This is a genomic window from Anaeromassilibacillus senegalensis (assembly GCF_001261775.1).
In the GTDB taxonomy this organism is placed as follows: domain Bacteria; phylum Bacillota; class Clostridia; order Oscillospirales; family Acutalibacteraceae; genus Anaeromassilibacillus; species Anaeromassilibacillus senegalensis.
Window position 1 is genome coordinate 584,717 of the sequence record NZ_LN868537.1, and the last position, 20,979, is coordinate 605,695.

The 20,979-nt window shown below is 47.3% G+C and carries 20 protein-coding genes, 1 riboswitch and 1 other annotated feature; of the genes, 6 read left to right on the forward strand and 14 right to left on the reverse strand.

The genetic code is table 11. From position 1 onward, the window contains the following. The first annotated feature begins 129 nt into the window (after window positions 1–129). Window positions 130–1,116 (forward strand): tyrosine recombinase XerC, encoded by a 987-nt coding sequence (locus BN2106_RS08505; protein WP_050698122.1) that lies wholly within the window; start codon window positions 130–132, stop codon window positions 1,114–1,116. A 48-nt stretch (window positions 1,117–1,164) separates the two neighbouring features. On the opposite strand, the gene BN2106_RS08510 is transcribed toward BN2106_RS08505, so the two are convergent. The 7 genes from BN2106_RS08510 to tgt all read right to left on the reverse strand — a co-directional run bounded on the left by BN2106_RS08510 (window position 1,165) and on the right by tgt (window position 6,716). Continuing rightward, the gene (locus BN2106_RS08510) at window positions 1,165–2,055 is read right to left on the reverse strand and encodes a site-specific tyrosine recombinase (protein WP_050698123.1); all 891 of its coding nucleotides are present in this window, start codon (window positions 2,053–2,055) and stop codon (window positions 1,165–1,167) included. Window positions 2,056–2,076: 21 nt separating this feature from the next. Continuing rightward, window positions 2,077–2,706, reverse strand: a complete 630-nt coding sequence (locus BN2106_RS08515; protein WP_242846282.1) for a stage II sporulation protein M — start codon at window positions 2,704–2,706, stop codon at window positions 2,077–2,079. Window positions 2,707–3,037: 331 nt separating this feature from the next. Beyond that, the gene (gene scfB / locus BN2106_RS08520; RefSeq protein ID WP_050698125.1) at window positions 3,038–4,396 is read right to left on the reverse strand and encodes a thioether cross-link-forming SCIFF peptide maturase; all 1,359 of its coding nucleotides are present in this window, start codon (window positions 4,394–4,396) and stop codon (window positions 3,038–3,040) included. 79 nt (window positions 4,397–4,475) lie between these two features. After that, window positions 4,476–4,622 carry a six-cysteine ranthipeptide SCIFF gene (scfA, locus tag BN2106_RS15595; RefSeq protein WP_074017471.1) on the reverse strand — a complete coding sequence of 49 codons (147 nt, stop codon included), beginning with the start codon at window positions 4,620–4,622 and terminating at the stop codon, window positions 4,476–4,478. 67 nt (window positions 4,623–4,689) lie between these two features. Beyond that, window positions 4,690–5,100 (reverse strand): TIGR04086 family membrane protein, encoded by a 411-nt coding sequence (locus tag BN2106_RS08525; RefSeq protein WP_050698126.1) that lies wholly within the window; start codon window positions 5,098–5,100, stop codon window positions 4,690–4,692. A gap of 71 nt (window positions 5,101–5,171) precedes the next feature. Further along, window positions 5,172–5,510: a preprotein translocase subunit YajC gene (gene yajC / locus BN2106_RS08530; RefSeq protein WP_050698127.1), complete on the reverse strand. Its 339-nt coding sequence runs from the start codon at window positions 5,508–5,510 to the stop codon at window positions 5,172–5,174. 75 nt (window positions 5,511–5,585) lie between these two features. Continuing rightward, window positions 5,586–6,716, reverse strand: a complete 1,131-nt coding sequence (gene tgt / locus BN2106_RS08535) for a tRNA guanosine(34) transglycosylase Tgt (RefSeq protein WP_050698128.1) — start codon at window positions 6,714–6,716, stop codon at window positions 5,586–5,588. Between the two features lie 634 nt (window positions 6,717–7,350). Here tgt and BN2106_RS08540 point away from each other — a divergent pair. After that, window positions 7,351–8,562, forward strand: a complete 1,212-nt coding sequence (locus BN2106_RS08540) for an FprA family A-type flavoprotein (protein WP_050698129.1) — start codon at window positions 7,351–7,353, stop codon at window positions 8,560–8,562. A 148-nt stretch (window positions 8,563–8,710) separates the two neighbouring features. On the opposite strand, the gene queA is transcribed toward BN2106_RS08540, so the two are convergent. Beyond that, window positions 8,711–9,748 carry a tRNA preQ1(34) S-adenosylmethionine ribosyltransferase-isomerase QueA gene (gene queA, locus BN2106_RS08545; protein WP_050698130.1) on the reverse strand — a complete coding sequence of 346 codons (1,038 nt, stop codon included), beginning with the start codon at window positions 9,746–9,748 and terminating at the stop codon, window positions 8,711–8,713. 117 nt (window positions 9,749–9,865) lie between these two features. Continuing rightward, window positions 9,866–10,047: riboswitch (Lysine riboswitch) on the forward strand. 167 nt (window positions 10,048–10,214) lie between these two features. Here queA and asd point away from each other — a divergent pair. The 4 genes from asd to BN2106_RS08565 are packed head-to-tail and all read left to right on the forward strand — an operon-like array spanning window position 10,215 to window position 13,478. Next, entirely contained in the window at window positions 10,215–11,294 is a 1,080-nt protein-coding gene (asd, locus tag BN2106_RS08550; RefSeq protein WP_050698131.1) for an aspartate-semialdehyde dehydrogenase, read from the forward strand. A 41-nt stretch (window positions 11,295–11,335) separates the two neighbouring features. Further along, a complete protein-coding gene (dapA, locus tag BN2106_RS08555) occupies window positions 11,336–12,223 on the forward strand; it encodes a 4-hydroxy-tetrahydrodipicolinate synthase (protein ID WP_050698132.1) in 888 nt (295 codons plus the stop codon). A 31-nt stretch (window positions 12,224–12,254) separates the two neighbouring features. Then, the gene (gene dapB / locus BN2106_RS08560) at window positions 12,255–13,007 is read left to right on the forward strand and encodes a 4-hydroxy-tetrahydrodipicolinate reductase (protein ID WP_074017472.1); all 753 of its coding nucleotides are present in this window, start codon (window positions 12,255–12,257) and stop codon (window positions 13,005–13,007) included. Window positions 13,008–13,019: 12 nt separating this feature from the next. After that, window positions 13,020–13,478, forward strand: a complete 459-nt coding sequence (locus BN2106_RS08565) for an ACT domain-containing protein (protein ID WP_050698133.1) — start codon at window positions 13,020–13,022, stop codon at window positions 13,476–13,478. Between the two features lie 173 nt (window positions 13,479–13,651). Here the strand turns inward: BN2106_RS08565 and tyrS are convergent, their stop codons facing one another. The 6 genes from tyrS to dxs form a co-directional block, all read right to left on the reverse strand. Further along, window positions 13,652–14,881 carry a tyrosine--tRNA ligase gene (gene tyrS, locus BN2106_RS08570; protein WP_050698134.1) on the reverse strand — a complete coding sequence of 410 codons (1,230 nt, stop codon included), beginning with the start codon at window positions 14,879–14,881 and terminating at the stop codon, window positions 13,652–13,654. 64 nt (window positions 14,882–14,945) lie between these two features. Further along, window positions 14,946–15,189 (reverse strand) — a binding site (T-box leader). A gap of 30 nt (window positions 15,190–15,219) precedes the next feature. Further along, on the reverse strand, window positions 15,220–16,896 hold the full coding sequence (recN, locus tag BN2106_RS08575) for a DNA repair protein RecN (RefSeq protein WP_050698135.1): 1,677 nt from the start codon (window positions 16,894–16,896) through the stop codon (window positions 15,220–15,222). 6 nt (window positions 16,897–16,902) lie between these two features. Further along, a complete protein-coding gene (locus tag BN2106_RS08580) occupies window positions 16,903–17,352 on the reverse strand; it encodes an arginine repressor (RefSeq protein WP_050698136.1) in 450 nt (149 codons plus the stop codon). Window position 17,353: 1 nt separating this feature from the next. Then, window positions 17,354–18,211 carry an NAD(+)/NADH kinase gene (locus tag BN2106_RS08585; protein ID WP_050698137.1) on the reverse strand — a complete coding sequence of 286 codons (858 nt, stop codon included), beginning with the start codon at window positions 18,209–18,211 and terminating at the stop codon, window positions 17,354–17,356. Further along, window positions 18,208–19,026 (reverse strand): TlyA family RNA methyltransferase, encoded by an 819-nt coding sequence (locus tag BN2106_RS08590; protein WP_050698138.1) that lies wholly within the window; start codon window positions 19,024–19,026, stop codon window positions 18,208–18,210. Before BN2106_RS08590 ends, BN2106_RS08585 begins: the two co-directional genes overlap by 4 nt. Window positions 19,027–19,052: 26 nt before the next feature. Next, window positions 19,053–20,936, reverse strand: coding sequence for a 1-deoxy-D-xylulose-5-phosphate synthase (dxs, locus tag BN2106_RS08595; RefSeq protein WP_050698480.1), 1,884 nt, complete (start codon window positions 20,934–20,936; stop codon window positions 19,053–19,055). Window positions 20,937–20,979 lie beyond the last annotated feature (43 nt).

The following is a 20,979-nucleotide window of genomic DNA, read 5'->3' on the forward strand; positions in this document are numbered from 1 at the left end:
CTTCTTCTGAAAGTAATGCAATTATACAAAATAAAAATTTTGTATAATTTAGGGGATAGCAATTCTTGTGTTCTTTATAAATTCCGAGTATAATAACATTTAATATAATCAAAGTTAGGAATGACTTAAGTGAAACCAGAACTGTTATCTGAAGCACCGCAAATCATACGAAACTTCCTTGGCTATCTTGGAACGGTTAAGGGCAAATCTGAAAAGACGGTTGAAGAATATTACTTGGATTTACGCACTTTTTTTCGTTACATAAAATTTGCACGCAAGTTAGTCTCAGACGATATATCCTTTGAAAAAATCAGCATTTCTGATGTTGACTTGGCGCTTGTCAAAACCATTACTTTAACAGAAGTGTTTGAATACATGAATTATCTCAGCACAGTCCGCCATAATAAACCTTCAACCAGATCTCGAAAGGTTTCCAGTCTGCGGACCTTTTTTAAATATCTCACAAATAAAACGAACCAACTTACTTATAATCCTGTCGAAGAGCTTGAAACGCCAAAGCAAAAAAGTGCTTTGCCTAAGTATTTGACATTGGAACAAAGCTTGGATCTCTTAACTACGGTGGAAGGCAAATTTAAAGAACGAGACTACTGCATTCTTACTTTATTTTTGAATTGCGGGCTTCGTCTATCGGAGCTGGTTGGATTGAATTTAAATGATGTACGCCATCAGTCACGCACGTTACGAGTCCTTGGCAAAGGAAATAAAGAACGTATCGTTTATTTAAACGATGCCTGTGTTTCTGCTATTACCGATTATATTCGTGTACGACCGAAAGACGGCGTTATAGATAAAAACGCGCTTTTTATCAGTCAGCAAAAGAAAAGAATCAGCCCTAAAACCGTACAGTATTTAGTCAAAAAGTATTTGGCTGGAATAGATTTGAAGGGCCCTGGTTATTCCGTACATAAGCTGCGTCATACAGCCGCGACCTTGATGTACCAACATGGTCACGTGGACATTCGTGTATTAAAAGATATTTTAGGCCATGAGAATTTGGGGACGACAGAAATTTATACACATCTTTCAGATGAACAAATGGAGAAAGCGGCCAATGCCAATCCGTTATCACAAGTCAAACAGCGAAAAAAAAATTGAAAAGCGCTTTGAAAATAGTCTTTAACCGCTATTTTCAAAGCGCTTTTTTTATGCTTTTGCCCGTGGATGACAGCTGTTGTAGACTTCTTTAAAATGATCGTTCAGTAAATGCACATACACCTGTGTTGAAGAAATATCTGCATGCCCCAACATTACTTGGATATCCTTTAACTCTGCTCCGTTTTCCAACAAATGGAGTGCAAAAGAATGCCGTAATGTATGCGGCGTTATTTCTTTTGTAATACCCGCTTGTTCAGCATATCCTTTTACGATTTTCCAGAATCCCTGACGTGTCAGCCGCTTTCCATTCAAATTTGTGAACAGGGCTTGTCCTCCGTCAGGAGAAAGAATCAAGCTGCGAACACGGGTGATATAATCCGAAACCGCGGAAACCGCGGCTGCATAGATCGGGATTCTTCGTTCTGCCTTATCGCTTTTACAACGCAGTACTCCGGCTTGCAGATTAACATCTTCCACATTTAAATCAACCAACTCGGATGATCGGATTCCAGTGGCATACAGCAGTTCCAGCATAGCCTTATCCCGGCATCCCTTGGATTCTGTTGGATCCGGCTGAGATAACAACAGTTCAATTTCGTTTCCAGTTAAAATCTGCGGCAGCTTTTTTGAGACTTTTTCGAGCTTGATGTTTTTTGCCGGATTCTCTTTGGCCATTCCGTTTTGGATCAGGAAGTAATAAAAGCAGCGGATGGAAGCGACATTCCTGGTTATGGTCGCATTGGATTTTTTTAATCCAGTCAACCGTTCAATATAGAGATGCATCTGGCTCTCATCCACATCCCCCGGTTCATTCACCTGCTGTTCCTTTAAAAAGCTCAAAAAGTGTTCCACGTCCCGAAGATATGAATCCAAAGTATTGTCTGAAACATTTTTTTGATTTACCAGATAATCACTGAAATCCAAGCAATAGTCCCTCATTTTTACCCTATCCCCTCTGATTTAAAAAGAAAAAAGCCCCGCAAAACAAACGGTGGTCAACAGATCCAGTACCGCAGCTAAAAAACAAATCATTAACGCTTTACCAAAACGGAGAAAATATGCTTTTGTATTTAAACCTCCGCTGTTGGTAATATTGCGGGATAAATGCATGCTTTCTTTGGCAGCTAAAAGCAATGCGAGACAGCAAAGAAAAGCACCTGGCAAAATGACCAGGAAGTTAAAGATAACCCCGTGAAAACCGTAGAGCGCATATAAATAGCCGGAAGTCATCCCCAGTCCGATTCCTCGAAAAAATAAAATGACCGGGACCATAAAAATGCCCCATACGGATAGGCCGCACAAAAAGCAAGCGAATAAAAAAAGAAACGAGGACGAAAAAGATGCTGTTAATACGGAAAAAACCGGCTGAACCGCACGTTCCTGAAAATTACTGACAAACAAAAAATCGATTTTGCTTAAAATCGCCTGATCGATGCTCCTGGCCAAGATGGATCCAAAAACCATTCCTCCCAGAAAACACAATGCCAGTAAAATCATTATGAAATGGTTTTTGATTGCAGAAACCAAACTAGCTTTATCTATGATCTTTCTTCCCCAATTGCCACGCAAGAAAACGTTTGTCCCTTTCACATCCATACCCTCCTAAAGGTTACATTACCTTTAATTGGTATGAAAAAGGCAGACGATTTATGTTAGCCCGACAGAAACATGTAAAGAAGTAACAGAATCTATCATAGTCCATCCATATATACTATAATACTTTTCCAAATGCAGTGCAATATCTCTATGAATATTTCTTGCATTTCCATGCAGAGAGGCAAAAACGCACGTCGGAAATTATGTAAACCTGTTTTGCTTATGTAAACCAGATTATGTTAAATGGGGATGCATAAAAATACACGCGGCTGTATACAATGCATCCGCGTGTATTTTCTGTCATAATTAGAACGATAAACGCATTTTATTCAGCCAAAGCCGCTTGAATCATCACTGCACATTCCAAACGCTTCTTCTCCAGCTTACAGGCGATTTTGTGAGGCTTATGGATATCTCCTTCGTATTGTGAATTATTCGCGTTACAGCCGCCGCTGCAGTAGAATTTAGCCCAGCAGTTTTTACAGTCTTCTTTGCTATACACATTGGCAAGTGCAAACAGGTTTTTCCGCTCCAAGTCAAACGAACCATCCATTACGTTTCCCATTTTCCAATTGTCATCCCCAACGAATTGATGGCACGGGAAAATATCACCCTCCGGTGTAATCGCAATGTATTCGTTTCCACAGCTGCATCCACGGAGCCTCTTGATTGCACAAGGACCTTGGTCTAAATCCAGCATGAAATGGAAGAAATTAAACCACTTCCCTGCCTTCCGATTTTCAATGATTGTATTTGCAAGACGTTCATATTCTTCAAATACGACAGGTAAATCCTCTTCTTGGATTGAGTAGCTCAGATTTGGATCGGAGACCACAGGCTCAACCGATACTTGATCAAAACCGAGTTCTACCAAATGGAGGACATCGTCCGTAAAGTCAAGGTTATACTTTGTAAAGGTTCCGCGCGCATAGTAATCTTTATCGCCGCGGGTAGCAACCAGCTTTTGAAAACGCGGAACGATGGAATCATAGCATCCGCTGCCGTCGGTACGTACGCGGAGACGATCATTGACTTCCTTTCTCCCATCAATTGAGAGAACTACATTGGACATCTCTCGGTTGATAAAATCAATTTTGTCATCCGTCAGCATCAGGCCGTTTGTTGTGATGGTGAAACGGAAGTTCTTATTGTGCGCCTTCTCAATACTGCGTGCGTACGCAACCGTTTCTTTTACGACTTCAAAATTCATCAGGGGCTCTCCGCCAAAGAAATCCACTTCCAGATTGTGACGTCCTTCAGATTTTTCAATCAAGAAATCGATTGCTTTTTTGGCAACTTCCAGCGGCATAAGCATCCTGCCACGCCCAAAATCACCCTTTGCAGCAAAGCAGTATTCACAGCGCAAATTACAGTCATGCGCTATATTTAAGCACATGGATTTGATCGGCGCATTGGTCATCATATTCGCGAACTTTTCATACTCATCCGATGAAAAGAGCTGACCACATTGATACAGTTCTTTCAATTCCTCATAGGCTTCTAAAACAGCAGATTCGTTATATTTCGCCTTTAATGCAGTAAGCATCTCCTGCGGCGGCGTATCTGGTACACTGTCATTTAAATAATCCAGCATGGAATACGGTATCTCATCAAAAAGATGAACGGCGCCGCTGTTGGTATCCATTACAATGCGATACCCGTTTAATATGTATTTATGAATCATTTACTTTTCCCCGTTTGCACAAAATTTAAGGGACAGATTTCCCTGTCCCTTTGTTTAGGTTGGTTCAATTGATGGCTGCTTATCTGTTTGCGTTTTCGCACTTCTGATTTGCAACAGTGCAGGAAGTCTTACAAGCGGACTGGCAGGAAGCCTGGCATTCGCCGCAGCCGCCTTTGACAGCGCTTTCCTTCAGATTTGCCTTATTCAAAGTTTTGATCTGCTTCATCGTGAAACCCCCATTCCATGTAATTTCCTTCGCTTATTATATCACAATGGATGCTATAAGAAAAGTGCTATTTTATTTTACTTTTTTTGCTGACAGCAATCAATCCACCGATTGCGCCGCCAAGTACCATGACTGCCAGACGCGTCAAGGTGGAAAGGATAAACGCTTCGTGTAAAGCGATTACGCCCGCCAACAGGAACAGCAGGAACAAAAACAAGCCTGACAGCGCACCAAGCACCAAGCCGTTTTTCTTGGACATCCTCGCAGCGATATACCCGGCCACAAAAGAGCTTAACGCGGAAACCGCTATAATGATTGGATCAATCGCAAATTGTGGGATATGCTTTGCCTGTACGAATCCAAAGGCGCAGGCAGCGAGCAGAACCGCGCATAATACCGCACCGACGACAGAACCGATCACGATGGAACGCAGCGCGCCGAGTACGGCGTTGTTCTTACTGGATCTTGTAGTTTTCATATGACGCCCTCCTCCAATATCTGCTTTATAGATATTCGGGGAACGTCCAGTATATACTTCCAATGGGCCGCTTATTTTTTGGTGTCGAGCTCTTCGTGCACGGTATCCACGCTGCCGATTGCCCAGCGCTTTACGCGAATCTTTGCACGGTCGGTGCCGGTTTCAATTACGACTGTATCGGTTTCTTCTTTAACGCTTATAATGCGTCCGGAAATACCGCCTATTGTGGTAATTTCATCGCCAATCTGTGCATTTTTGCGCATGGCTTCTTCCTTCTTTTTCTTCTTTGAAGAAGGGCGGATCAGCAGAAGGTAGAAACCTACAATGATCACCGCATAAAAAATGAGGATTGTCCACATGTTGCCGCCGCCGGCAGCCGAGTCCTGAGCAAGGGTAATAAAATTTTCCATTATACGATACTGCACCTCCATATTAATGTTACTAATTATAGCAATAAATGGGTTGCCATGCAAGAGAATTTATTGCTATATCCGCAGCCCAATGCGTTCAATATTTTCCTGATAAAACGTTTCCAACTGATCCTGGTCCAGCGCGCAGCGGATTTTCTCCAATAAAGTATTGTAGAAATAAATATTATGCATCACGCAGAGCCGCATACCGAGCATCTCACCGCTCTTAAAGAGATGGTGTATATATGCGCGGGAAAAGTTTTGGCAGGTTGGGCAATCGCAGGACGGGTCCAGCGGAAGGGGATCCAGCCGGTATTTGGCGTTCATCATATTTCGGCAACCTTCCCAAGTGAACGCATGCCCATGCCGGGCATTCCGGCTGGGCATCACGCAGTCAAAAATATCGACGCCTCTTCGGACTGCTTCCAGGATGTTGGCAGGCGTCCCAACTCCCATCAGGTAACGGGGTTTATCCTCTGGCATCTCCGGCTCCACTGCTTCAATGATGCGGTACATGTCCGCTGCGCTTTCCCCCACAGCCAGTCCGCCGATGGCATAGCCGTCCAGGTCCAGTTCCCGAATCTGCTTCATATTTTCCACACGCAGATCCTCGTAAGTACTTCCCTGGTTGATTCCCCAAAGCATCTGCTTTGGATTGATTGTACCTGGCAAAGCGTTTAAACGGTCGTGCTCCGCCTTGCACCGGTGCAGCCATCGCACGGTACGATGACAGGAAGCGCGCGCGTAATCGTATTCCGCAGGGTTTTCCACGCACTCGTCAAAGGCCATTGCAATGGTGGAACCCAAGTTGGACTGTATTCGCATGCTCTCCTCCGGACCCATAAAAATCTTATGTCCATCAATGTGGGAAGCAAACGTTACGCCCTCTTCTTTGATGTTGCGAAGTTTCGCTAAAGAAAAGACCTGAAAGCCGCCGCTGTCCGTCAGGATGGGGCCATTCCAACGTGTGAACGCATGCAGCCCTCCAAATTCTCTGACGGTATCATCACCAGGGCGCAGATGAAGATGATATGTGTTGCACAGCTGTACCTGGCATTTTAAATCTTTGAGATCGAGGGCCGAAACGGCTCCCTTGATTGCGCCCGCAGTTGCCACATTCATAAACGCGGGCATCTGAATGGTGCCGTGCGGCGTATCAAACGTACCGCGCCGGGCCTTTCCCGACTTTTTTATCAGTTTATACATATACGCAAATAGAATCCTTTCCCACATTTAATTATTCTAATAAAACAAGCGGTGCTGTAACTTACTTGCAGCACCGCCTTCTAGCGTAATTATTATAGCCATTATGCGCAAAAAAGTCAATTCAAACCTAAAAATCATTATGGAAAACAAATGGTCAACGTATTTGCTTTCCTGTTTTTATAAATGTTATTCTAACTTGACGTCTAAAAACAGCATGAACAGGAAGTCTGTTTATGTATAGAAGGAATCAGGCTTTCTGACGCTTATGGATTCACACTAAAACGGCAAATTCTGAATCAAATATTTTTCTAATAAAAATATGAATAATGCCGAAAATAACAAGGTCGATTACACTTGCTTGAAAGTTAAATTATAAAACGAATTTCCTTGTTGAATTCGCCCGTATTCCTTTTGAATCGTTTAAAATATTCTTTCTTCCCTTCTATTGATTTTTCATCAAAAAACGTGTATTCTTGTAATCGGTTAGTAAGAGCTAACATAGTAAAATGCTATTTTGTTGCCAATGCTTTATAGGGCATATCTGTTACGTTAAAACCGAATTTTTTACCAAGCACAGAGATAAATTCTGTTGATAGTCAAGGAACAAAAAATCATAAAAAGGATGTTGATCTTTATGCATTGCACACGTAAACTGACTGATTCCATCCACTGGGTAGGCGGAAGCGACCGTCGGCTGGCTTTGTTTGAAAACCTGTTTCCTATCCCCCGCGGCGTCGCTTATAACTCCTACCTGATTTTGGACGAAAAAACCGCGCTGATTGATACAGTGGACTCTTCGATCACCCGTCAGTTCCTGGAGAATCTGTTCCACGCTTTAAACGGACGTGACTTGGACTACCTGGTGGTCAATCATATGGAGCCGGATCATTGTGCCAATATCGAGGAACTGATGATCCGTTACCCGGCGCTCAAAGTCGTGGGAAATGCCAAAACACTTGCATACATCCGTCAATTTTATGATATGGATCTGGAAGGCCGCACCTTAACAGTTGTGGAAAATGACACGATTTCTCTTGGATGCCATACGCTCCGCTTTTACTTCGCACCGATGATTCACTGGCCGGAGGTTATGATGACCTACGAGGAGAGCGAAAAAATTCTCTTTTCCGCGGACGCTTTTGGAAGCTTCGGTGCTCTGAACGGAAACCTGTTTAACGATGAGGTCGACTTCGACCGGGATTGGCTGGCAGACGCACGGCGATATTACAGCAATATAGTGGGAAAATACGGCCCGCAGGTACAAACCGCGTTAAAGAAGCTGTCCGGTTTGGAAATCCAGATGGTTTGCCCGCTGCATGGACCGGTTTGGCGTAGCAATCTGGATTATCTCCTGGATAAATACGCGCATTGGAGCAGCTATGAGCCGGAGGAACATACGGTTGCGTTATTTTACGGCTCCATGTATGGAGACACGGAAAACGCGGTCAATATTCTGGCTGCCAGTTTGGCTGAAAGCGGCGTTAAAAACATTATGACCTATGATATTTCCAGCACACATGTTTCTACGTTGATTGCAGAAGCGTTCCGCTGCAGCCACCTGGTGTTGGCGGCTCCCACCTATAACAACGGAATTTATCCCGCGATGTTGAATCTGCTGCATGATATGAAGGCATTAAATCTGCAAAACCGCACCTTTGCGTTGATCGAAAATGGTTCCTGGGCACCCTCCAGCGCGAAACAAATGAAAGCACTGCTGGGAGAAATGAAGAACATGCAGGTCTTAGAACCGGTGGTTACGATCAAATCTGCGGTAAAAGAGGATTCCCTTTCTGCACTGACAGAGCTGAAAGAGCAGATTTTAGCATCATTGTCCGATTCACATTGAGGCAAACTATTTGTTTGTTTTTATAACAAATCCACTCATAGAAAAGGGTTCTACAGCTGCCGAAAACCAGCAGTTGTAAAACCCTTTTTAACCGCTATGACGCTAAATTACACAAAAAAGCTTTTGCATACAAAACGAATCAAAAAACTTATTGAATCAACATAGCATCGCCAAAGCTGAAGAACCGATATTTTTCCTCCACCGCCGTGCGATAGGCCTTCATCGTATGCTCGTATCCTGCCAACGCAGAGACCAACATGATCAGCGTGCTTTCTGGCAGATGGAAATTGGTCACCAGGCAATCCAGCGCACGGAACGTATAGCCGGGATAAATAAAAATATCTGTCCAGCCGCTGCTTTCTCGTATGCAGCCCTCTTTCTGTACAATAGACTCCAATGTCCGGCAGCTGGTTGTCCCCACTGCAATGACGCGTCCCCCGCTGCGCTTGGTTTCGTTAATTGCATCCGCTGTTTCTTTGCTGATCGAATAATGTTCCGAATGCATTTTGTGTTCTGTGATTTTTTCCACTGTCACTGGACGAAACGTGCCTAATCCTACATGCAGGGTTACAAACGCTACTTTCACACCTTTCTCCCGAATCCGCTCCAATAACTCCGGCGTAAAATGCAGGCCTGCGGTGGGCGCGGCAGCGGAACCGATCTCTTTGGAATAAACGTTCTGGTACCGTTCCTTGTCCTTCAATTCCTCCGTAATGTAGTGCGGAAGCGGCATCTGGCCGATCTGATCCAAAATCTCATAAAAATTCCCTTCATAGTGGAACTGCGCCAAACGGTTGCCGCCTTCAATGATTTCCAGAATTTCAGCGTGCAGCAGTCCATCGCCAAATACAAACCGGGTCCCCGGTTTGGCGCGTTTTCCCGGTCCCGTCAGTACCTCCCAGACATCGCTTTCCCGGTGCGTAAGCAAAAGAAATTCCACTTTGGCCCCAGTGTCCTCTTTTACACCGTAAAGCCGGGCCGGCAACACGCGGGAGTCGTTCAGCACCAGACAGTCCCCCGGATTTAAATACTCAATTACATCATAAAAATGCTTGTGTTCAACTGCTCCGGTCTTCTTGTTTAAAATCATCAGACGGGAGGAATCCCGCGGTTCCAGCGGCGTCTGTGCGATCAACTCTTTTGGCAGGTCGTAATAAAAATCATGTGTACTTAACTTTTCTTCCATCTCTTTTGATATCTCCTAGTATTTATTCAAACTCCATCTCCCAAAGAAGGAGGCTCGGTTTACTAAAGAAAAAATTGACAACCTAAAGACCGCATGGTATGATGGTTACAACTTCATATACAAGGTAGAGGTGCGGTTTTAAAGAGTACCATGCGATAGGCTGCCAACGCTGTTATGCGTGTTGGGAAAGGGAAAACCGCCGAAGGGGAATCCGGATTTGGCACGTGTTCCTCTGGTTGCAATAGTGAATAACTTTGTAACTGTCATCATATGATTTATGATGGAGCGCTATCGGCGGATCTTCTGTGGGGAAATACCGAACAAGTTCTATTATATTGATTTGGTGACCGGTTTTCAACCGGTTTTTTTATTACGCAGTTTCATTGTTTAACATTTACCGGGAGAATCCGTGCAAACAGAGTTATTTCGTCCCTGTGCAACATATATTTATAGGAGGCATATCATCATGAAAAAGTATCATGTAGGAATCATCGGCGCAACCGGTATGGTTGGGCAGCGGTTTGCGACCCTTTTGGAGAACCATCCGTGGTTTGAAGTAACCGCACTCGCGGCAAGTGCCCGTTCCGCCGGCAAAACATACGAAGAAGCTGTTGGGCCCCGTTGGGCGATGACTACGCCGATGCCGGAGTCCATGAAAAATATGATCATCTTTGATGCATCTGCAGACGTTGAGAAGGTCGCGGCCCTGGTAGACTTTGTCTTCTGTGCGGTAGATATGAAAAAAGAAGAAATTAAAGCACTGGAAGAAGCATATGCCAAAGCCGAATGCCCCGTTATGTCCAACAACAGCGCTAACCGAGGAACACCGGATGTTCCCATGATCATTCCGGAAATCAACGCCGACCACGCAGAGGTCATCCATGCGCAGCGTAAACGCTTGGGGACCAAGCGCGGTTTTATCTCCGTAAAATCCAACTGCTCTCTCCAGAGCTATGTTCCGGCAATTCATCCCCTGATGGATCTGAATGTTACAAAGGTGCTTGCCTGCACGTATCAGGCAATCTCCGGTGCTGGAAAGACCTTTAAAACCTGGCCGGAAATGCTGGACAATGTGATTCCCTTCATCGGCGGCGAAGAGGGCAAATCCGAAAACGAGCCGATGAAAATTTGGGGCCATGTGGAAAACGGACAGATTGTAAATGCCTCTTCTCCGTGCATCACTTCCCAGTGTCTGCGTGTCCCAGTCTCCGACGGACACACTGCGGCGGTCTTCGCCTCTTTTGAAAAGAAGGTAGCGCTGGAGGAAATTGTCCGCAGATGGGAGACCTACAAAGGCGTACCGCAGGAATTGGAGCTGCCCAGCGCACCCAAACAGTTCCTGCATTATTTCCGCGAGGATGACCGTCCGCAGTCCCGGCTGGATCGCAATCTGGAAAACGGCATGGCTGTTTCCATTGGCCGCCTCCGCCCCGACACGCAGTATGACATTAAGTTTGTATGCCTGTCCCACAATACGCTGCGCGGCGCTGCTGGCGGCGCGGTGCTGATGGCGGAGCTGCTCTGTGCAAAAGGATATCTGGATTAAAGCACTCTAATTTTTTATGCTACATTTTGGAGGTCCTACTGATGAAAAAAGTATTGTATACCGGTTCCGGCGTCGCGCTGGTTACCCCCATGCATGCAGATGGTTCGATCAATTACAAAAAATACGGCGAGCTGATTGAATTCCAGATTGAAAACGGAACGGACGCGCTCATTGCCTGTGCGACCACCGGTGAGTCCCCGGTGCTCAGCCATGAAGAGCACTGCAAAGCGCTGGAATATGCGATTCAAAAGGTCAACAAGCGCATTCCGGTGATTGCCAGTACAGGAAGCAACGATACCGCCTATGCAGTGAAGCTTTCTCAGGAAGCGGAGAAACTGGGTGCAGACGGTCTTCTGTTGGTTACCCCCTATTATAATAAAACTTCTCAGGTTGGCTTGGTACGGCACTACGAATACATTGCGGACCGTGTCAACACGCCGATGATGCTCTATAATGTTCCTTCCCGTACCGGCTGCAATATCAAGCCGGAAACGTACCTGGAGCTTTCCAAGCATCCGAATATCAACTCTGTTAAAGAAGCAAATGGGGATATATCCTCTGTTGCACAGAGCATTTCCCTTTGCGGCGATAACCTGCATTTTTATTCCGGCAATGACGATCAAACGCTTCCCATGATGGTACTAGGCGGCAAGGGTGTCGTCTCTGTGTTTGCCAATATCCTGCCGAAGGAAATGCATGAAATTTGCGCAAAATTCTTTGCGGGCGACGTTGAAGGAAGCCGAACCCTCACTTTAAAATATGTGGAGCTGATGAACGCTTTCTTTATGGACGTCAATCCCATCCCGATCAAGGCTGCAATGAACCGTGCCGGTTTTGATGTTGGAAATTGCCGCCTGCCGCTTACCACAATGGACGACGGCGCACTGAAGAAGCTGGTTGCCATCATGGAGAAATATCAGTTGATCTGATCAATCCCGAAGGATCTCGGAGGATGATAAAATGATAAGAATTATTTTAAGCGGCTGCTGTGGACATATGGGGCGTGTCATTGCAAACTGCGTCAAGGAACGTGAGGATTGCGAAATTGTCGCGGGGATCGACATGCACACGCAGTCTCCCTATGCGTTTCCCATCTATGCAAAGCCGGAAGAAATCCAGGAAGAAGCGGATGTATTGATCGACTTTTCCAATCCGGCGCTCCTTTCCCCTCTGTTGGTATTCGGGCGAAGCCGAAACTTGCCGTTGGTTCTGTGTACGACCGGATACAACGTGGAACAGGTACAGGCGGTAAAGGAAACGGCCCAAAGCATTCCTGTGTTTTACTCCCGCAATATGAGCCTGGGAATCAACCTGCTGATTGAGCTGTCCAAAAAGGCGGCGCAGGTTTTGGGGCCGGAATTTAATATTGAAATCATTGAAAAGCACCATAATCAAAAATTGGATGCCCCCAGCGGCACGGCTCTGATGATTGCGGACGAAATCTCTGCTACGGAAACAAGGCCGATGCACTACATGTACGACCGGCATTCCCAGCGCAAAAAGCGCGATCAAAACGAGATCGGTATGCACTCTGTTCGCGGCGGTACTATTGTTGGTGAACACGAAGTGATCTTTGCCGGCCCCCATGAAGTAATCACGCTTTCCCATTCGGCACAGTCAAAAGAGGTTTTTGCCAACGGGTCCATCAATGCGGCCGTCTATTTGGCAAAACAGCCCGCCGGGCTTTATAACATGTCTGACTTATTAAAGTAAAGGGGAATCATTATGGAGCAAGCAGTTATTACCACCTTGAACGATATTACGCTGGTCACGCTGCAAAATTGCCCAGCTGGGCTTACTTCTATTGCTAAGATTTTTCAAAAAATTTCCGAGTTGGGCGTCAATGTCGATATGATTTCCCTCGCTCCCACACACGGCGCCTACACGACTATTTCGTTTACAATCAACGATGAAGACCTGGGAAAAATTCTGAAATTTACCTCCGCATTGTATGATAACCACAGCATCAAAACAATCGTCAGCGGAGGCAACTGTAAGATTGCCGTATACGATGAACGGATGAAAAACACCCCCGGTGTCGCCGCAAAGATTTTACAAGCCGCCGCAGAGGTAGAGACGGATGTCCGTTTAATCTCTACCTCCGATGTGGAAATTTCCCTGCTGGTCACCTCTGCTGACTTCGAGCAGACGCTGGAATCCATTCAGAAAAAAGTAGAAGCGTAAGCATGTTAAAAAGGCCGCAGCTTTTAAAACAAGCTGCGGCCTTTCTTTTCGCTGGATTACATGCCATCGATAAAAATCCTGCTGTGATCGTATCCCAAACAATTATCATAAATAGAGCAAAAGAGCAATGCGGCTAAAACCGCATTGCTCTTTTCTTATGCTAATATTTTATCTTATTCCACGGTGACCTTGTGATACACCTTTTTGCCCTTTTTCACGATGACGTACTTCTTTTCAAAGTTGCCTGCAAGCGTCAGTGTTTCTCCAATCGATGTAATTTTTACATCGTCTACGGAAAGTCCGCCCTGTTCAATCAGGCGTCGGCCCTCCGCACGGGACGGAACCAGCTTCACCTTTGTAAGCATGTCCAAAACACCGATTGTTCCGTCGGTAAAGTCGGCGGCAGTAATTGTGGAAGAAGGCATATTATCCGTGTTGGCGCCTGCGCCAAACAGCGCCCGTGCACCCTCCTGCGCTTTTACGGCCTCCTCTTCCCCATGGATCAGCTTGGTTACCTCAAAGGCAAGAATTTCCTTCGCCTTGTTCAGCTCGCCGCCTTCCAGCTTGGCCAGCTCGTTGATTTCTTCCATTGGCAGGAAGGTCAGAATTTTCAGGCAGCGAATTACGTCCGCGTCGTCGACATTGCGCCAGTACTGGTAAAAATCGAACGGGGAAGTTTTTTCCGGATCAAGCCACACGGCGCCCTTTTCCGTTTTACCCATCTTTTTTCCTTCGCTGGTGGTCAGCAATGTGAAGGTCATACCATAGACTTCTTTTGCTTCCTTCTGGCGGAGAAGCCTTACGCCGCCGATAATATTGCTCCACTGATCGTCGCCCCCAAGCTCCATCACGCAGTTATAACGATGGTTCAGCTCAAGGAAATCGTAGCTCTGCATCAGCATGTAATTCAGTTCAAAGAAGGACAGGCCCTTTTCCAAACGCTGTTTATAGCATTCCGCTGCCAGCATCCGGTTTACGGAGAAATGTACGCCGATATCGCGCAGGAACTCAATGTAATTTAAGTCAAGCAGCCAATCGCCGTTGTTCGCCATGATCGCCTTGCCCTCCGAAAAATCGATCAGACGGGACATCTGCTTTTGGAAGCAGGCAATGTTGTGGTCGATGGTCTCTTTTGTCAGCATCTGGCGCATATCGGATTTTCCGGACGGGTCGCCGATCATACCAGTTCCACCGCCAAACAGCGCGATCGGCACATGGCCGGCCCGCTGCATGTGCGCCATCACCATGATCTGCACAAAGTGCCCCACATGCAGGCTGTCTGCCGTCGGATCAAACCCGATGTAAAAGGTGATTTTGTCGTTGTTGAGCAGCTCTTTAATTTTTTCCTCGTCAGTCATCTGGGCGATCAAGCCCCTTGCCTGTAGTTCGTCATAGACTCCCATATTTTCTTACCTCCAATAATTTTTCGGGGGCGGCTGTAAAATAAAAAACGCCCCCTGCTGTTTTGCAGAGGGCGGATCATCCGCGGTACCACCTCAGTTCACCGTATTCTCACAAATACGGCCTCATGGGTACAAACATACCCGTGCGCTGTAACGTGCGCCCAAACGGCCAAATCTACTGGTATATTCCATACGTTCCATCCGGCGGCTCCAGGAGGTATTTCCACAGACGCTTGTTCCCGTTTTCACCAGCCACGGGCTCTCTTTGCCAAGGGGATCTGTGTACTTCTTCCTATCTTAGCCATTGCTTGTTATTATACGCAAACAAAATCGGAAAGTCAAGCCCCATTCCCCGCCATTCGCAGCATTTCTTCCGCATTTTGCAGGGTCAGATCGGTCATTTCCGCTCCACCGATGATGCGGGCCAGCTCCCGTTTGCGCCCCTCGTGGGTGAGCGCATGGACTTCCGTATAGGTTTTGTCCTCTCTGACGTTTTTTTGAATTAAAAAATGGTGGTTTGCCAATGCTGCGATCTGCGCCAAATGCGTCACGCAGATCACCTGCCGGGACGTGGAAACCTCTTTTAGTTTCAGGCCCACCTTTTGTGCCGCACTGCCGCTGATGCCTGTATCCACCTCGTCAAAAATCAGCGTGTGAATCTGATCTACACCCGCAAGAACCGTTTTGATCGCCAGCATAATCCGGGACAGTTCGCCGCCCGATGCAATGCGCGCCAGGGGCTTTGCCGGTTCCCCCGGGTTTGTGGAAATCAAAAACTGGATTTTGTCGCAGCCGTTGCTGTCCAGTGCTGTTTCTTCCTGCGCAACCACGAAATCAACATGCGGCATATTTAAAAAAGAAAGCTCCTGCTTGACACGTGCGGAAAAGAGTGCCGCCGTTTCTTTTCGATGCTGGGACAGCTTTGCTGCATAACAAACCGCTTCCGCTTTGGCTTCCTGATACGCCGCTGTAAGCTGCGCAATCCGCTCATTGGACAGCTCTATTTTGCGCAGCTGTTCCCGGCAGGTTTCCAGATAGTTCAGCATTTCCTCCGTGCTGCTGCCATATTTTAAGCCCAGCCGATAGAGCAAATCCAACCGCGCCTCGATCTGCTCCAGTTCTTCGGGATCGTATTCAATTTGCGAAAACAGCCGGGTGATTTCTGCGCTGCAATCCTCCAGCTCGTAGCAGAGACTGCGGACGCGTTCCTCCAACACCGCGGCATCTGGCAGGTAATGTCCGGCTTCCAGAAGAGCGTTAGCCGCGCTGCTGACTGCACTGACAGCGCCCACTGAGCCTTCTTCCCCGTCCAGCGCCTCCGCCACCAATTGAAGGGCGGACGCGATCTTCTCACTGTTGCGGTACATTTTGCGCTGTTCATTCAACGCTTCCTGTTCTCCCGGCTGTAAATGCGCCTGTTCCAGCTCATCAATCTGGTACGTGAGCAAATCGATCTGCCGGGCTTTCTGCGCTTCATCTATCTCAAAGGAATCCCGTTCTTTTTTTATACGGAGCATCCGGCGGTATGCTTCTCTATATTGTTGCAGCAGCGTTTCCGGAACCCCCATGCGGTCCAGGTAGCCCATATGGGACTCTGGCGATAAAAGTCCGTAGCTTTCGTGCTGCCCATGGATGTGAATCAACAGAGACCCCAGCTCCCTTAAAACAGAAACTGTGGCCGGTCTCCCATTGACTCGACAGGCCTTTTTACTGTCCATGGAAATTTCCCGCTGTAAGATCAGCGTTCCATCTTCTTCCGGAACATAGCCCAGCTCTTCCAACTTTTTTTCTACCGCTTCGTTGATATTTGAAAAAGCCGCACTGACAAACGCAGAACGCGCTCCGGTGCGGATCAAATCTTTGGAAACCCGTTCCCCCAAAACTGCGTGGAGAGAATCAATCAAAATGGACTTACCGGCGCCCGTTTCTCCCGTCAGGACATTAAAACCCGTTTGAAATTCAATGGACGCCTTTTCAATCACGGCAATATTCTCAATATAAAGCTGAGAAAGCATATTCCATCACCCAACGATTCTTTTTAAATCCGCAGTCAGACGTTCAGCGGATTCATCATCTTTTGTTACGACGAAAATGGTGTCATCTCCCGCCAGCGTGCCTACAACAGTATCCCAGTGAATGCTGTCCATAGCGGCACAAACAGCCTGCGCCATACCGGTCAGGCACTTGATCACAACGATATTCTTTGCATTGTTGATGGAAAGAGCAGAATCCGCCAACAGGGAGAAGAACTTGGAGGAGATGTCGCGTACGGTGTCTTTCCCTGTTGAATATTGGTACTTTCCGTCATGGGAAAGGGTTTTCACCAAGCGCAGTTCCTTGATATCGCGGGAAACCGTTGCCTGCGTTACATCGAAACCGTCCTCCCGCAGACGCCGCAAAAGCTCTTCCTGTGTGTCAATGCTGTATTCGTTAATCAATTCCAATATTTTTGCGTGTCGCCTCGTTTTCATATCAAGGCCTCCTCTCTGCCAGTTTCTCATTGACTACTTCATAGAAATTACTGGGTTTCAATTTTATGATCTGTGCGGTATATGCCGCGCGGGAAATACAAATTGGACAGCGATCCCCAACGGGGACAGCCGTTTCCCCGTCGATGGTCAGGAATATTTCGCTCTCCGAATCCCGACTCGGCAGGACTTCCAGTTTTGCGTCTTCTCCAAAAACAACCGTCCGTGTAAATAGAGAATGCGGACAAATGGGAGACAGTAAAATACAGTTCATGCTTGGGTCAATCACCGGCCCCCCTGCAGAAAGCGAATACGCGGTCGATCCGGTTGGTGTGGCAAAGATCAACCCGTCAGCCCGGTAATCGCACATGTTGGAGTGGTTAAAGAGAACCTTCAAGTCCAGGATGCGGGAAAGAGAGCCCCGAGAAATGACCGCGTCGTTCAACGCATAAAAGGTGCGGAGCTCTTCGCTTTGATTCAAGCTGATTTGCAGCATCATACGTTCTTCCAGAGAATAGTCTCCCTCAACCAGGTTTTCCAGCTTTTCCAGCTCATCTACTTCCAGACCGGCAACAAACCCCAGACGGCCCACATTGATGCCCAGCACCGGCTTATTCGTCATAGCCGCGTGCTTGGCTGCATGAATAATGGTACCATCGCCGCCAATCGCCAAAACGACGTCGCACTCCTGTAACGCCTGAAAAAAATCCGGTGCAAATGTAATCGGACAGCCCGGAAAATCGTCCTGATGCTCCGATTTCATCGTTACCGACGCACCGTATTGACGCAATTGATTGACAACACGGACCGTATGTAATTGTGCGTTGTTTTTTGTAAGGTTTGGGATAATCAGTACGTTCAATGCTGTGCACCACCGTCCAGCTGTAAATGGGATTCCGCGACAAGGGCAGGAATATCCAAGGGGACGCTTTTCGTCTGTTCCGCTTTACTGAGATACAATAAGTATTCGATATTACCTTCCGGCCCTTTTACCGGAGAAAAGGTTAAACCCTCTACAGAAAAGCCGTTTTCCAACACAAAGGTCACGATTTTCTCGATGACTTCCACATGTGTTTTCTGCTCCCGTACGACGCCCTTCTTTCCCACCTTGCTGCGCCCGGCTTCAAACTGCGGCTTGATCAGGCAGACCGCCTGCGCACCGTCCGCCATAAAATTTCTGGCGACGGGAAGAACCAGACAAAGGGAGATAAAAGAGACATCCACACTGAAAAAGTCCACCTGTTCCGGAACCTGCTCCTCTGTAATATACCGCACGTTGGTGCGTTCCAGATTGACGACCCGCGGATCAGTCCGCAGCTTCCACGCCAGCTGTCCGTAGCCGACGTCGATGGCATATACCTTTTGCGCTCCGTTTTGCAGCATGCAATCGGTAAACCCGCCGGTGGAAGCGCCAATGTCCATGCAGATTTTCTTTTCCAGGGAAATTGGGAACAGGCGCATCGCTTTATCCAGCTTTAAGCCGCCGCGGCTGACATAAGGAAGCGTCTCGCCGCGAACCTCCACTTTTGCATCGGCTGGGATCATCGTCCCCGGTTTATCGGATTTTTGATTGTCGATATAGACGTTTCCTGCCATAATCATGGCGCGTGCTTTTTCCCGGCTCTGTGCATGCCCCAGCTCAAAAATCAGACAATCCAATCGTTTCTTTTCTGCCACCTCTGTGCTCCCAGCCTTTCTTTTTGTTATGAAATATTCGGTATTCTCCCCTGCCAGTTCTGTGTTGCATGCAGAATGGTCTGTATCATTCCTGCTTCGTCCAATCCCAAATCATGCAGAGATTCCATCATGGACGATTGCTTGACAAAGCCTGTGATCGCCTGTAAATGATAATTCCCTTCAAAACCGGCTTCGTACAGCATACATTCAAAATGCTCTCCTACGCCGCCCTGCTGAATCCCTTCTTCAAAGAAAAAAACATGCTGTGCATTAGTGGCTTCCAAAACCGCCTGTTGCGCAATGGGCTTAATTCGGTTCAATTTTACAATCCGCAGGGGGATTCCCTGCTTTTGCAGTCTTTGCAATGCCTGGCAGGCAAACGAAAAGAGCCGTCCATACGTAACCAGTACGTTTGCCGCTTCAGTATCTCCGTACGTGCAATAGGCATCGTTTGTCGCCTGGAAATCGTGCGGACGAAACAACTGGCTGCCGCGCGGAAAACGGACAGCCGTGACCCCGCTGCAGCTGTAAATAGCGGTTCTAAGAGAAAGGTAGAGCTCGTCGTAATAAGACGGTGCAAAAACTGTTGTATTGGGAACGGTATTGAGAAACGCCGCGTCAAAAATCCCCTGGTGTGTTTCGCCGTCCTCCCCTACAAGGCCAGCCCGGTCGATGGCAAAGGTAATTTCCAGATTCTGCAGGGCCGCGTCGTGGATGATCTGATCATACCCACGCTGTAAAAAAGTGGAGTAGATGGCGCAGACCGGATGCATGCCCCCGGAAGCCAAACCTCCCGCAAAGGTCACCGCGTGTTCCTCTGCAATACCGACGTCGAAAAAACGGTCCGGATATTTCCGTCCAAATTCCGTCAGGCCTGTGCCGATCTGCATAGCGGCGGTAATGGCGCATATTTTTTTGTCACTGGCGGCCGCTTCGCAGAGGAAATCACCAAACCGGCTGGAAAAGTTTTCACCGGCGAGCGACGCCTTTCCGGTTTCAATATCAAACTGTGAGACGCCGTGAAATACGCCGGGGTTTTGCTCGGCGAAAGAATACCCTTTGCCTTTTGCGGTTGTCACGTGGAGCAAAATGGGGTGATCGATCTTCTTTGCGTTTTCCAAAACCTCAATCATATGCTGCAAATTATGGCCGTCAAACGGTCCATAATAGATGAACCCCATATCCTCAAACAACGTATTGTTGTACAGCAAATGCTTGAAAGCTGCTTTTGATTTGGAGATTGCATGATGAATCGGCTCCCCGATTCCCGGGATTTTCTGCAAGATGCTTTCGACGTTTCCCTTCGCCCGCAAATAGCCGGGCATGGTGCGGATATGTGCCAGGTAACGGGCGATCGCCCCGACGTTCCGGGAAATTGACATGGTATTATCATTCAAAATAACAATAAAATTTTTTGTAAAACGGCCCGCGTTGTTAAGCCCTTCATATGCCAAGCCGCCGGTCAGAGCGCCATCCCCGATGACCGCGATTACATGGCCGGGCTCGTGCCGAATCTTTTTTGCCATTGCAATCCCATATGCCGCGGAGATGGAGGTGCTGGCATGCCCGACGTTGAATGCGTCATAGGAACTCTCTGCCCGGTTGGGATAACCGGACAGCCCTCCGCGGGTTCGTATGGTGGAGAGCTGTTCCCTGCGCCCGGTCAAAATTTTGTGCGTGTATGCCTGGTGCCCGACGTCCCACACAATTTTATTCTCCGGCTCGTGGAATACTTTGTGCAGTGCCACCGTCAGTTCCACAACGCCCAGATTGGAAGCCAAGTGCCCACCGTTATGGGAGACCGTCTGAATAATCTGTTCCCGAATTTCGGAACAGAGCTCCTCCAACTCAGACGGGGAAAGCTTTTGCAGATCACCCGGCTGATTGATTTTTTCTAAAAGGTGCTCCATAGAAAACACCTCGTTTTTTCTATTTTTCTGTTCCGTCGCCAAA

Bases quoted from the DNA above. Each gene is read 5' to 3' on its own strand.
- asd (WP_050698131.1), top strand. From the start codon at position 10,215: ATGAAAAAGTATCATGTAGGAATCATCGGCGCAACCGGTATGGTTGGG.
- dxs (WP_050698480.1), bottom strand. From the start codon at position 20,936: ATGGAGCACCTTTTAGAAAAAATCAATCAGCCGGGTGATCTGCAAAAG.
- BN2106_RS08525 (WP_050698126.1), bottom strand. From the start codon at position 5,100: ATGAAAACTACAAGATCCAGTAAGAACAACGCCGTACTCGGCGCGCTG.
- recN (WP_050698135.1), bottom strand. From the start codon at position 16,896: ATGCTTTCTCAGCTTTATATTGAGAATATTGCCGTGATTGAAAAGGCG.
- dapB (WP_074017472.1), top strand. From the start codon at position 12,255: ATGATAAGAATTATTTTAAGCGGCTGCTGTGGACATATGGGGCGTGTC.
- scfA (WP_074017471.1), bottom strand. From the start codon at position 4,622: ATGAAGCAGATCAAAACTTTGAATAAGGCAAATCTGAAGGAAAGCGCT.
- scfB (WP_050698125.1), bottom strand. From the start codon at position 4,396: ATGATTCATAAATACATATTAAACGGGTATCGCATTGTAATGGATACC.
- tgt (WP_050698128.1), bottom strand. From the start codon at position 6,716: ATGTATAAACTGATAAAAAAGTCGGGAAAGGCCCGGCGCGGTACGTTT.
- yajC (WP_050698127.1), bottom strand. From the start codon at position 5,510: ATGGAAAATTTTATTACCCTTGCTCAGGACTCGGCTGCCGGCGGCGGC.
- queA (WP_050698130.1), bottom strand. From the start codon at position 9,748: ATGGAAGAAAAGTTAAGTACACATGATTTTTATTACGACCTGCCAAAA.
- BN2106_RS08565 (WP_050698133.1), top strand. From the start codon at position 13,020: ATGGAGCAAGCAGTTATTACCACCTTGAACGATATTACGCTGGTCACG.
- dapA (WP_050698132.1), top strand. From the start codon at position 11,336: ATGAAAAAAGTATTGTATACCGGTTCCGGCGTCGCGCTGGTTACCCCC.
- BN2106_RS08580 (WP_050698136.1), bottom strand. From the start codon at position 17,352: ATGAAAACGAGGCGACACGCAAAAATATTGGAATTGATTAACGAATAC.
- BN2106_RS08510 (WP_050698123.1), bottom strand. From the start codon at position 2,055: ATGAGGGACTATTGCTTGGATTTCAGTGATTATCTGGTAAATCAAAAA.
- tyrS (WP_050698134.1), bottom strand. From the start codon at position 14,881: ATGGGAGTCTATGACGAACTACAGGCAAGGGGCTTGATCGCCCAGATG.
- BN2106_RS08540 (WP_050698129.1), top strand. From the start codon at position 7,351: ATGCATTGCACACGTAAACTGACTGATTCCATCCACTGGGTAGGCGGA.